This window comes from Pseudomonas sp. LBUM1663, from assembly GCF_059695905.1.
This window is the reverse complement of record NZ_CP166792.1, coordinates 2,536,154-2,548,738: the sequence shown is the minus strand read 5'-3', so window position 1 is coordinate 2,548,738 and position 12,585 is coordinate 2,536,154. Positions and strand designations below refer to the sequence as shown.

The following is a 12,585-nucleotide window of genomic DNA, read 5'->3' as shown; positions in this document are numbered from 1 at the left end:
GCCGATGACGCCAACTCACAATTCCAGCACCAGGGGGGCATCGCCCTCCTTGGCTTGCGCTGGCACCGCACAACAAATCAGTACTTCCCCATCGACCGGCATTTCAGCCGGCAGATTCAGATAGTGCACTTGGCCGCTGACCAATTTGGTACGGCATGTTCCGCACGATCCACCCCTGCAACTGAAGTCCGGGTTCAGACCACGGCTCTCCGCCAACTCCAATAGAGTCCCGCCACCCGGCTCCCACCGTGCTTCTTTTGCCGAGGCCGAAAACAGCACTTTGACCGGGCTGCTTGCCGCCGGTATCTGCGCCACCGCCGGGGTCAATTGGTCCCGCTGACGAACCAGGGTCGAAGGACCGAAAGTCTCCGCGTGAATACGGTCATCGCCAATACGCAACTCACGCAGGCCGTCGTACAGCGCCTGTGTAAAGGCACCAGGACCACACAGGTAGAAGTCGTAATCGTCCAAGGGCAACAATGCCTTGAGCAGTTCAACATCCACACGCCCCACCACCTCAAAATCCTCACCAACGCGAGCGTGAGTTTCCGGCTGACTGAGCAGACGCAGCGCACGAATTTTGTCCTTGGCTCGAGTCGCCAGTTCGTACAACTCATCGCGAAACCCGAGTTCCCCCAGGCTGCGCGCACTTTGGATGAACCAGGTGGGTCGAGTGCGACGGATACGTTCGCCTTCATAAATGACTTCCCGCAGCATCGACAGCAGCGGGGTCACGCCCACGCCCGCGGCCAGCAAAACCAACGGACGATGCTCATCGGCTTGCACCGTGAAGCGCCCTTGAGGGGCACGGGCGTCAACCAGATCCCCGACCTGAACGCGGTCATGCAGATGGGACGAGATAAGTCCGTCACGCTTGACGCTGATGCGGAAAAAACTGTCCGATGGCGCGCTCGACAAGCTGTAGGTTCTGACCAGTGACGCCTGTCCTTCAGCAAGGCAAAAACGCACCGGCAGATGCTGGCCAGCCTCGAACCGAGGGATGCCTGCGCCATCGGCGGGTTCAAAGTAGAAGGAGCGAATGGAGCTGCTCTCGTCAACGATTCGCGTCACCCGCAACGGTCGCCATTGATCGCGCAAGGCATCGGCTTGCAATCGTCCTTCGGCTTGCTCCCAACTGCCGGTCAGCAGGCTATTGGGCGAAAAACCTTCAAACCGCCAACGTAGGGCCAACACGGCCGGACGTCGAACCACCTGCTCCACGGTCAGCGTCCAAAGCCGCTCAGCTCCCTGAAAGGCAGCAATCTCCGGCCCCTCGAGAATGATCTCGGTACGCCCGCTGACTTGCAGCATGTCGCCTGTTTCAAAATTGATGAACACCAGCCCCGCGCGCGGGTTGAGCAGGAAATTACCCAAGGTGTTGAAGTGCAGGTTGCCGGCGAAATCGGGAATCGTCAGCACGTTGCCATCGATCCGAACGAACCCCGCGTTACCACCCCGGTGCGAGACATCCACCGAGCGTTGGGCTGGATCACCGTCCAGGTCGACATAGCTGGCGAGGAAAAAGGTATCGGCCTTGCTGATGGTCGCCTTCGCGGCTTCGTCCAGTTGGTTGAGACGTTCGGCCGGGACATTGGCTGAGGCTTGGCCAAGGCTGACCGGCTCAACGCCTCGCAACTGAATGTATTGCGGGCAGTTGCCAAATGCGTGCACCACAGAAACGGCAAAACCGCCTGGCGAGGCGGTGCTGATGTTGCCGTTCATGCGATTGCGCCTTCGGGTCTTCAGGTCAATGCCCAGCAGTCCCACCGCAGCGCCCTGCTTAAGGGCCGCCCTGACCGGATCACCCTCGGCGGGGAGGCGGTCGAGTTGCAGCACGCGCGGATCGGGTGAATGGATGAAGCCAGGGGAGCCTTCGATCAACGTGGCCCAAGGCATCCCTTGTTCATCGACCGCGCCCACCACCAGGTAGGGCAACTGGTTGTAAAACATTCGGTGCTGATCAGGCATGTAGTCACGTACGACCTTGCGTCCGAATATCTCCATCTGATCGGCGACGCCGACGCTTTCCTGCAGTTCACGCTCACCCGCATGCCAGGGGGATTTTCCCGGCGCGTCCGACTGATTCATGATCACCTCTACGCATTCGTAAACAGGTGCCCTTCACCCGCCGCCCGGCGAGGAATGGTTGAATCCCCGGCAGCGGGGTCTAATACGCAGTTGCCGGTGATCATAACTCTGCGCTTTGCAACCTCATGAAGCTCGAGACAGACCCTGCACGCACTCGAGCAACCTGGAATCGCCTAAGTGGGTAGCGACCCCGCTATGGAAGCCCATAAAGCTTTTTTCTGTCTTGATCAGTTTGACCGGATGGACGAATTTGCTCCCCTTTGGCGTAGGCCCGAACCACTGCTGGGCGCTTACTGATTTTCTCTAGCCAAGCGGCGACGTTAGGGTAACCATCGAGCGTCATTCCTTGCTTGTCATGTTGCAGCACCCAAGGATAGATCGCCATATCGGCAATGGAGTACTCGCCGGCGACGTAAGGTCGTTCGCTCAATTGCTGCTCCAGAACGCCATACAAACGTTCGGTCTCTTTACTGAACCGTGCCACGGCGAGCGGCACATGTTCAGAGGCGTAATTAAGGAAGAACACTGCCTGTCCCAATATCGGCCCCAGGTTCGCCGCTTGCCAGAACAGCCACTGCATGACTTCAGCCGCCCCTTTCGCATCCGCCGGGATGAATTGCCCGCGGCGCTGAGCCAGGTACAACAGAATCGCCCCTGACTCGAAGACCGATACACCCGTCTCTCTGTCGACTATCGCTGGAATGCGCTGATTGGGCGAAATCCGGGTGAACTCAGTGGAAAATTGCTCACCATTGCTGATATTGACGGGATGCGCGACGTAGGGACGTTCCGATTCCTCAAGAAAAACGGCGACCTTCTGCCCATTGGGGGTTGGCCAGTAGTAGTAATCGACAGCATTGGAAAGATTGGACATTGGGTTACCTTTTTCGGCAGCAGAATGAAAACCTAGGCCACATACTCGTCAGTGCTCAGCACTTCGGCATACCCGAACTTCAAGGCGGCCATGAACGCAGCATGCACCAGATGCGCAGGAACCTTGACGTCGTTGAACTCCAGATCGTGGGTCGTACAGGCATCGTGAATAACCGTCGCCTCGAACCCGAAGTCGTCAGACGCGCGGGTGACAGCATCGATGCACATGTGGCTCATGTTGCCGACCACGGTGACCCGTTCAATTTCGTTATGTTCAAGCACTTCCAGCAGTTCAGTTTCGCGGTATGGGTTCATGAAATGTTTGACGATGACCAACTCATCCCCAAGGTTGCGCACCTTCTCGTGCAATTGCGCGCCGTCAGAGCCCGGGACAAAAAACGGTGCATCAGGCGCTAAAGTCTCGTGACGGATATGGATGACCAGGTCACCCCGCTCACGTGCTGCTCCAATCACACGAGCCGCATTGTCAGCGGCCGAGTCAGTAGCGTTGAGTTCCCATTTGCCGCCGGAAAAATAGTCGTTTTGAATATCAACGACGATGAGTGCTGTGTGGGTCATACGGTTACCTTGGTAAAGAGTCGATTCGGAGTGGGTGGATCATTTCAGGGCACTTGCGGCGTTTCGTACCAATCACGGTCGGGTGTGGCGAAGCGCATCTTCTTGCGGATAAAAGCGGCATTTTCGACGCCGGTTATTTTTTCGAGCAGCACGAATGCAACTTCCGTGGCAGTGCCCGGCCCGCTTGAAGTGATGATCTGGTCATCAACCACCACGGGGCGATCGACAAAGCGTGCACCGGTTTCCAACAGTTGGTTTTTCCGCTTGCCGCCCTCCTGATGGTAGGTCGTGGCGTTCCTGTCACGCAGCACGCCGGCCACGCCCAGGCACACGGAAGACACGCAAACGCTGGCAACGGGTTTACCGGCTTCGACGAAATGCCGGATGGTCGCCAGGAAGGGTTCGCTCAAGGCTTCCTCGTAAAAACCCGACGGTTCAAATCCACCCGGCAGTGCCAAGGCATCGAAGCTGCTCACGTCCAGATCGCTCAATAAAAAACTCGGATTGAGCGTGAGACCGAAGGTGGTCACGATCTTTCTGCGAAGGCCGGCGTTGACCAGTTCCACAGGGTGCTCACCCAGCAAGTTGGCCCAGCCAAGCACATCGGTAAAAGCGGCCATCTCCAAGGGTTCTACGCCGTTGGCCAGTAACATAAGCACGCGTTTCATCGGTCATGAGCCTCTGCTGTACAGCATGGAAGAGTGTGTGTGCTTATGCTCCGCCTTAACCGCGATGTAGAGAACGACCACAAAATACAATCCACTATTTCGCTTACTGAAATGCTTCGCCGACTCCAGCCGCTGGAACGGCGTGGTCGTGATTCTGGAAAAGATGGCTGTCCGGTGTTCGCGGCTTCCAACCCGCTTCGCCCCCTCAAGGGCGACGCACAGTCAGTGGCGGATGTACTGAAATGCATCAATACCCCAGTGGTACTGGTTGGGCATTGCTATGGAGCCAGGCAACATGCAGCAGCGAAGCTTGCTCGCGATGGCGTCGGGTCAGTTGATATCTCTGTTGAAGGTGCCGGCTTCTTCGCGAGCAAGCCACGCGCCTACAGGGTTTTGGATCAAGGAGCATCCGGCTGCATGGCCGGATGCTCGCGCAGGCCGTTGACGATGTGGTCGACAAAACTGCGCACACGCATCGAGGCCTTGCGCCCTTCGCGGTACACCACGTGTACCGGCAACGCCGGTAACTCATAGGGCTGCAGCACACGCTGCAATCGCCCAGTGTTCAAATACTCGTACAACGGATAGCTCACACACTGGGTAATACCGGCGCCATGAGCGGCTGCATCGATGGCCGCCTGCACTGTTGCGCAACTGATCCGCGTCCGGGCTTTTAAGTGATTCACCCCACCATCGTGGTGAAAGTCCCACTGGACCCTGTCTCGATAAGCATGTGTGGCGACCAGCCGATGATTTCGCAAATCCTCCGGTACGCCGGGCTCACCGTGAGCAGCCAGATAAGCAGGGCTGCTGCATACCATCGAGCGAACAAAGCCCACCTGCCGTGCGATCAATGACGAACTGGGCAGATTGCCGACCAGCACCGCCACATCGATTCCCTCTTCATTCATGTTCGGAAAACGATCATGGTATTGCGCAAAGACTTTTACCTCGGGATACAGACTCATGTAGTCCGTCAGAATCGAGGTCATGACATAACGGCTGAACAGCAAAGGCATCAGTACCGTGAGATTGCCTTGGGCCTGAACGTGCAAGCCCTTGGCCGAAGCCTCTGCATCTTCGATGGCCCTGAGAATGCGTGAACAATCGGCCATGAAGCCGGCGCCGGCCTCGGTCAGCGACACCCCGCGGGTGCTTCGTAGCAACAGCGGCACGCCAAGACGTTCCTCCAACCGTGCAATGGCGCGAACGACCGTAGGTCCGGACACATCCAGACGACGGGCCGCAGCCGCCAGACTAGGCCGCTCCGATAGCGCTTCGAACATCAGCAATTCATGGTAGCGGTCCATCAGTTGGAACCCTTCACCACAGCTTTGAGCGCCATGTCCTTGCCCAGTCGATCCGCGAGAAAATCCACAAAGGTACGAACCTTTGCCGGTATTCGGGTGCTCTTAAGGTAAACCACTTGAATAGGCAGCGCCGGCGGTTCGAAGTCCTCCAGTACCAATTCCAGTTCGCCAGCCGCCACCTGGTTGGCCACCTGATAGGACAACACCCGCGTGACGCCCCAGCCCAGGCTGGCGATATTGATCGCGGCCTGATTGGCGGTGACCACCAAGCGCGGTTCGAATCGAAAGCTCAGTGCGTTGCCGTCGTTGACGAATTGCCAGTCGCTCAGCAAATGGCTGGCCGAAGACATGACGATGTTGGCCGTATTGAGTTCACCGGGATGACGCGGCCTGCCATAGCGCTCGAAATAATCGGGGGTACCGCAGATCACCTGACGTACTTCGCCGACTTTGATGGCCTGCTGATTGGCCTCGTGTAAATGGCCGATTCGTATGGCCACATCGATACCCTCGTCGGCCATGTTCACGACACGATCCACCAGCAATGCATTGAGGTGCACTGAGGGAAACTGGTCCACGTAGTCGGCCAGCAGCGGCGCGATGTACAACTCGCCAAACAGCACCGACGCAGTCACGGTCAAATGTCCGCACGGTATCGAGTAACTACCGGCAGCCGCCTCCTCCGCCTCGTCGATATCACTGAGGATACGCCGACAATCCTCTAGATAGCGTTGACCCGCTTCAGTGAGATGCAGGCTGCGAGTGGTTCGAGAAAGGAGTTGTGTGCCGATTCGCTCTTCCATCGCGGCGATGGCACGGGTCACGCTGGGGGGAGAGATTTTCAACCGGCGGGCGGCGGCGGCAAAGCCTTCTTCCTCGGCTACTGCCATGAATATCTGCATTTCTTGAAAACGATCCATAAGCGCCCCTGTCTTGATGAGAGGACAGCGAGGTATCTGGCCGCTTGCGCGGGAAGAACTGTTTGCCAGTATCGTCGGCTACAGCGACTTTCGCACGCGCCGTCGGGCTGGCGGCATGTACGTAAAGCGTCCTGGGAGAACTGCGAAACAAATGAAAAGGAGCTGGCCGGGGTTATTTTCCCGGCAAGCTCCTTCGGAATCGGGTCAAGCCTCTTGCAAGCCTACAGCGGTACGTTGCATGCCAACGAAGTTCGGCAACCCTTCGATTCTGCTCAACCAGGCACGGACATTCGGGTAGTCAGTCAGCGCCACGTTACCTTCCGGTGCGTGGGATACGTAAGTGTAGGCGGCAACATCGGCGACGGTCGGCTTGTCGCCGGCCAGGAATTTGCTCTGTCCCAGCTCCTGCTCCATGACCTTGAGCAGGGCATGAGAACGTTTGATCGTTTCTTCGGCGTCATAACCGGCACCAAACACGGTGATCAAGCGCGCAGTGGCAGGACCCGAACTGATTTGACCGGCGGCTACTGACAACCAGCGTTGAACCCTGGCTTGCTCTACCGGATCAGTCGGCAGCCATTGGCCCTTGCCGTATTTGGCGGCCAGATAAACCACGATGGCGTTGGAGTCTGCCAGGACAGTGCCGTTGTCATCGATCACCGGCACTTGGCCAAAACGGTTGAGCGCCAGGAAGTCAGGCGCTTTGTGCGCGCCCTTCATCAGATCCACGAATACCAGCTCGGTTGGCAGCCCCAGCAGGGACAGCATCAGTTCGACTCGATGAGAGTGGCCAGACAAAGGGTGACGATAAAGCTTGATCGCTTGCTGGGACATGACGTGCTCCGATTGTTGTTTGAGTTCGACCCGGTGATCGCGTCGATGGAGTTATCTTCCCCTCCTCTCGTAAACAGCGGAATGACCAGCAATTACAATCCAGCATTTCATTGCGTGTAATGATCATTTTTTGCCGAACCTACTGCCCCACCGACACACCCAACATCAAGTCCATAAAGGCGACTGACGCCGCGCTGTGGTAGTTGTTTTTACGCCGCAGCAAGGCGGCTCCGCGCCGTGGCCCCTTGTCCAGCAGCGCGATCCTGCGCAGGGCGCGGTCCTGGGTAGCGATGGGCTCCGGAAGAATAGTGGCGACTGCCGTGTGCCGCATGACTTCCAGCAACGTATTGACCGAATTGACCTCGATCACCACCTTGGGAGTGATCTGCGTCTTGGCGAAATACTCATCGATGCAGACACGGGTGGCGAAATCGGGAGTCAGCAACGCAAAGTCCAGTTGAGCGACCTGCTCGGCGGTCAAGGGTTTCTTACAGTCGTATAACGGATGATTCCGCCCCACCACCAGCCCCAGGGTTTCAATAAAAGCCGGGATCGTTTCGATGTCAGCATTTCTTACATCGTCAAACGCAATGGCGATATCCAGTGAGTCATCCGCCAGGCCGGTTTCGATATCGGCCATGGAGAGTTCAAAGATCTCCAGATGGATGTTCGGATAGAGAGCCATGTAGTCACGCACCAACGATCCTACCAAGTACGCCATGAACGTCGGTGTCATGGCCAGGCGCAGGGTGCCGCGGGACAGATCCTTCACATCGTGCAATGCGCGCTTGCCCGCTTCCAACTCAACCAATACGCGACGTGCACATTCGATGTAAGCCTGCCCCGCATCGGTAGGTTTTACCGTGCGCGAAGTCCGGTCGAACAGCACAACGCCGAGGGTCTCTTCCAACTGCCGGATCTGTTGCGACAAGGTCGGCTGGGAAACATGCAGCGCCTCGGCGGCGCGGGTGAAGCCGCCGTTATCGGCGACCGCCAACAAATAGCGCAAGTGTCGTAGCAGCATGGAATTCCCCTCTATAGGCCCCGCTTATGCGTTGCATTGTATATCGGTCTTGGACGCTATCGAGCAACCAGCAGAACATTGCTTCACACCCAAGCAACACAAACCTGGCAACTGCCACCAAGCAAACCCGATAGGAGAAACGCCATGCAACAGTCCCACGCTTATAACGACACCAGCCTCGAGCTGACCGCGAAAATCCTCGACGCCAAGGCGCGCAAAAACCTGTCCTTCGAACAAGTGACTGAAGGCACCGGCCTTGGCCTGGCTTACGTCACCGCTGCCCTGCTCGGCCAGCACTCGCTGCCTGAAGCCGCTGCCAAAGTGATCGGCAAAAAACTGGACTTGGACGCCGACTCGGTAGCCCGTCTGCAAATCATCCCGCTGCGCGGCAGCCTGTCAGGTGTTCCAACGGATCCGACCATCTACCGCTTCTACGAAATGATCCAGATCTACGGCACCACCTTGAAAGCCCTGGTTCATGAGCAGTTCGGCGACGGCATCATCAGCGCGATCAACTTCAAGCTGAACATGAAGAAAGTCGAAGACCCGGAAGGCGGCCATCGTGCAGTGATCACCCTCGACGGCAAGTTTCTGCCACTGCGCCCTTTCTAAGCGGATACAGGCCCGCACTTCTGCGGGCCATCACCCACCACCCAATATTTCCAGAGTAAAGACCATGAAAACCATGAATACGATTGTTGCCTTGTTCCTGACCGTTGCCGCCGGTAGCGCTTTCGCCGCCAATGACGCACAGACTGCGCGCACCGGCGTTCCATTCGATGTGGCAAAAACCATCAGCATCTCCGACACCAGCCAGGCATGCGGGGTTGTGCAAGCCGAGATGGTGTATGAAGACTCCAAAGGTGAGCGGCATATTGCAACGTACCTGGTCGAGGGTGGTGGTTGCAGTACGGGCTGAGTAACCACAACGCTGAATGTGCAGCCTGATCTGAAGCGATGTTCACTTGAAAATGTCGTGTTCAAGACAATGACTTAGAAAATATGATGCAACAGCTCAAAATTTCAGACTGCACATTCAGCTCTACCCTGAAGGGCTTACGCCCATCACGAATATAAAGATTTCCAGTGGTTCAAATCTGCTATCGCGCGGCTTCAGCAGCGGGAAACATATTTCATTACCAAACAACCTCACGGCGCCTACACTGCAAGATGAGCGAAATTTTGTATATGGAGATAACAAACCGGCACGCGAGAACTGGAGTCACGGACGCTACAGAGTGAGCTGCCTGGGTAAGTTCATCTATAGTCAGTGACGCCTATGAATATGGCATCAGCTATCGACTCGCTTTTGCGGTCACTTTACCGAAAACCACTGTGCCAGGTCGCCCGAGCTTGCGAATCATGAACGGGTCAGCAACCGGTTCTTCGGATTCACAATGTCCCCAGTCGATCACCTTCGGCCAATTTAATCTGCTCCCTGCCCAACGGCTGTTATTGAAAACAGGGAAACCGATTGAACTCGGAAGTCGCGCCCTCGACGTCCTGATTGCCCTGGTTGAGCATTCGGGTGAGGTGGTCAGCAACCGCGATCTGATCAGAATGGTCTGGCAGGACGTGATTGTCGTTGAGAGCTGCCTGCGTGTGCATATCTCCGCGTTACGAAAAGCCTTATCGTGTGCCGAAACGGACGTGAGCTATATCGCCAATGTTCCAGGTCGCGGCTATAGCTTCGTAGCCTCCGTCTCCCGTGATTCTGATTCCGACACTGCCCAGGTATCGCCCCCGACCTCGATCAGCGCGCTGCCGCCGCGATCGATACGAATGATAGGCCGTGACGAAACAGTCCCTGACATCTCGCAACTGATAATGCACCACCGTTTCGTAACGATCTGCGGCCCCGGCGGTATGGGCAAAACGACGGTTGCGCTAGCGGTGACCCATCATTTGGTGGCGCATTTTGAAGGCCTTCTTCTCTTCCTGGATGTCAGTTCCATCACCGATCCTGCTTTGTTGCCAGGCATTCTGGCGTCCGCGTTAGGCATTCGATGTCACGGCATGGACCCTCTTCAAGCGCTGGTCGCTTTTTTGCGAGAAAAGCGATTGCTGCTGGTGCTCGATAGCTGTGATCACGTCATCGTGGCCGCTACTTATCTTGCAGAGAAGCTATTTGGAGAAACCGAACAACTACACATTCTGGTGACCAGTCGCGAGCCGTTGCGGGCTGAAGGCGAGCATGTCCATCGATTGTGTTCTTTGACTTACCCGCCAGAGATGTGCGGTTTGACGGCAACTGGCGCGCTGAAATTCTCAGCAGTGCAATTACTCGTCGAGCGAGTTCATAACAACGATAACGCGTTCATCCTGAGCGACAACGACGCGCCGATGGTTGCGCATATTTGTCGCAAACTCGATGGCATGCCTTTAGCGATAGAACTGGCAGCTGGCCAAGTCGAGGCCTATGGGATCCAGGGCATTGCCGAGTTACTGAATAGTCGAGTCAGCGTCAGCCTGTTTTGGGACGGCAGGCGGACAGCGCTGCCACGCCATCAAACGCTAATGGCCATGTACGATTGGAGTTGTGACCTGCTATCGGAAACCGAAGCTATCGTGCTACGACGGCTGTCGGTTCTGATCGGTATTTTTTCCCTGGAAATGGTCACGGCAATCGTCAAGGCGGAAATCGATGAGTCATTGGTTATCGACGCGATTGGACGCCTGGTCAAAAAATCTTTGATTCTGGTTGAGCGTGCTGGTCGAACGATGCGTTACAAGCTGCCTCATACACTGCGGGCGTTTGCACTGGAAAAGCTACGTACCCACGGTGAAGTGGATTTGGCGATCGAGCGTCATGCCATCTTCCTGTTATCAATGCTGGAACAACTGAACGTGCCAGGTGAGACACTTCCTGAATACGAGCGAATTCAACTGTACATTGAGCACTTGGGGAACATTTGCTCAGCATTGGAATGGGCGTTTTCCGATCATCGCAACCTGCTGCTCGGCATCCGTCTCGCCGCGGCAGCCGCACCCCTATTCCTCGGTTTATCGATGCTGGATGAGTGTCGGCGGTGGAGTGAGCGGGCCCTGACGGCACGAGTCGAAGTAGCCAATGGAGCGCCTCCGCTCAAAGTGCAGCATTGGCCATGTTCAATCCCTTCAATGATGGCGTCAGGCACCTCACAAACCCTGCCGGTCAACCCTCACAAGGGAATTGAATCCGTCGCAAATATTAACGACATCCTGCTTCGTCAATTGCAGCATTCTGTTCTGCCTGGATCCGAGGGGATACGGAGCCCTAATGATATCCAGTGGCAGAAGCTAAATCTCAGTACGCGAATGACTGAACCTAAAATTATCGCCATGATGCAGCGGGCGTTGGAAGACAGTGGCAATCCTGTCGGTGTGCCGGGGTTCTCGCTCCGAACATGCAACGCGAATCCAGACCTAAAGCCGTCGCTCGTGAACGAGGACGAGTTCTCTTTCGGTGATGACTATCGCATTCGGGCACTGGCGTCTTTGGCTAGAGTTTTATGGCTACGCGGATACCCCGATCAAGCCGCCCGAATTGGACGGCAAGCTTTGGGTGATGCCTACAACTTGCGCCATCCCGCGACCATCTGCCTTTCGCTCATTTATGTGGCCACTGTTTTTTTATGGATGGGTGATTGGAACAATGCCGCACAGACAATTGATAAACTGATCGCGACGGCCGAAGAGAATGCCTTCGAGCACGATCATGCCGCGGGTATAGGCTTAAAAGGCATTCTGCTGATCGGCCAAAATAGAGTGGATGCAGGCATACACCTCTTGCATGAATGCTTGAACGTGCCGAGTATTGAGAACCATCAGGTGCTCACCACCATGTATGTGAGATGCCTCGCAAAAGGGGTTGCAGCCAAAGGCCGATATGACAATGCGATCGAGATCGCCAGCGGCGCACTGGAAATGGTCGAGAACGTCGGAGAAACACTCGATACTCCAGAAATTTTGAGGGTGACCGCAGACTTGTATGCGTATCGACCGAGCCCAGACCTGGCCTTGGCCGAGCAATACTTGAATCGCTCACTGGCCTGCGCCGAACGCTTATCGGCCTTGGCTTGGGAACTGCGCACCGCTATCTCTCTTACTCGTCTGCATCTTTTGCAAGGCCGGGACGCCGAGGCAGGCCAGCGACTGCAGAGCGTCTACAGCCGATTTTCCGAGGGCTTTGATTCAGCTGATCTGCGTGCTGCAAAACAATTGCTGAACTCATTGAACAAGCAAAGCGCATTGAAAATCACCCCAAGAGGACATCTGGCCACGGGGCCGGATTCAGTCCCGTGACAGAC

General features: G+C 56.3%; 11 protein-coding genes. 3 read left to right on the top strand and 8 right to left on the bottom strand.

What is annotated here, in order from left to right:
• Positions 1-15: 15 nt before the first annotated feature.
• The 8 genes from ACA075_RS11620 to cynR all read right to left on the bottom strand — a co-directional run bounded on the left by ACA075_RS11620 (position 16) and on the right by cynR (position 8,296).
• On the bottom strand, positions 16-2,088 hold the full coding sequence (locus ACA075_RS11620; RefSeq protein ID WP_497298585.1) for a pyridoxamine 5'-phosphate oxidase family protein: 2,073 nt from the start codon (positions 2,086-2,088) through the stop codon (positions 16-18).
• Between the two features lie 193 nt (positions 2,089-2,281).
• Positions 2,282-2,962 (bottom strand): glutathione S-transferase family protein, encoded by a 681-nt coding sequence (locus ACA075_RS11615; protein ID WP_497298584.1) that lies wholly within the window; start codon positions 2,960-2,962, stop codon positions 2,282-2,284.
• A 32-nt stretch (positions 2,963-2,994) separates the two neighbouring features.
• Positions 2,995-3,540: a cysteine hydrolase family protein gene (locus ACA075_RS11610; RefSeq protein ID WP_219095965.1), complete on the bottom strand. Its 546-nt coding sequence runs from the start codon at positions 3,538-3,540 to the stop codon at positions 2,995-2,997.
• A 44-nt stretch (positions 3,541-3,584) separates the two neighbouring features.
• The gene (locus tag ACA075_RS11605) at positions 3,585-4,208 is read right to left on the bottom strand and encodes a DJ-1/PfpI family protein (protein WP_497298583.1); all 624 of its coding nucleotides are present in this window, start codon (positions 4,206-4,208) and stop codon (positions 3,585-3,587) included.
• 398 nt (positions 4,209-4,606) lie between these two features.
• The gene (locus ACA075_RS11600) at positions 4,607-5,518 is read right to left on the bottom strand and encodes a LysR family transcriptional regulator (RefSeq protein ID WP_497298582.1); all 912 of its coding nucleotides are present in this window, start codon (positions 5,516-5,518) and stop codon (positions 4,607-4,609) included.
• On the bottom strand, positions 5,518-6,438 hold the full coding sequence (locus ACA075_RS11595) for a LysR family transcriptional regulator (RefSeq protein ID WP_497298581.1): 921 nt from the start codon (positions 6,436-6,438) through the stop codon (positions 5,518-5,520). Before ACA075_RS11595 ends, ACA075_RS11600 begins: the two co-directional genes overlap by 1 nt.
• A 204-nt stretch (positions 6,439-6,642) precedes the next feature.
• Positions 6,643-7,272, bottom strand: coding sequence for a glutathione S-transferase family protein (locus ACA075_RS11590; protein WP_407015443.1), 630 nt, complete (start codon positions 7,270-7,272; stop codon positions 6,643-6,645).
• A 139-nt stretch (positions 7,273-7,411) separates the two neighbouring features.
• Positions 7,412-8,296 (bottom strand): transcriptional regulator CynR, encoded by an 885-nt coding sequence (gene cynR / locus ACA075_RS11585; protein ID WP_219095960.1) that lies wholly within the window; start codon positions 8,294-8,296, stop codon positions 7,412-7,414.
• A gap of 144 nt (positions 8,297-8,440) precedes the next feature.
• Here cynR and cynS point away from each other — a divergent pair, with 144 nt between their 5' ends.
• The 3 genes from cynS (at position 8,441) to ACA075_RS11570 (ending at position 12,580) form a co-directional block, all read left to right on the top strand.
• Positions 8,441-8,908 carry a cyanase gene (gene cynS / locus ACA075_RS11580; RefSeq protein ID WP_497298580.1) on the top strand — a complete coding sequence of 156 codons (468 nt, stop codon included), beginning with the start codon at positions 8,441-8,443 and terminating at the stop codon, positions 8,906-8,908.
• A 64-nt stretch (positions 8,909-8,972) separates the two neighbouring features.
• A complete protein-coding gene (locus ACA075_RS11575; RefSeq protein ID WP_497298579.1) occupies positions 8,973-9,215 on the top strand; it encodes a DUF2790 domain-containing protein in 243 nt (80 codons plus the stop codon).
• Positions 9,216-9,658: 443 nt separating this feature from the next.
• Positions 9,659-12,580 carry a winged helix-turn-helix domain-containing protein gene (locus tag ACA075_RS11570; RefSeq protein ID WP_497298578.1) on the top strand — a complete coding sequence of 974 codons (2,922 nt, stop codon included), beginning with the start codon at positions 9,659-9,661 and terminating at the stop codon, positions 12,578-12,580.
• Positions 12,581-12,585 lie beyond the last annotated feature (5 nt).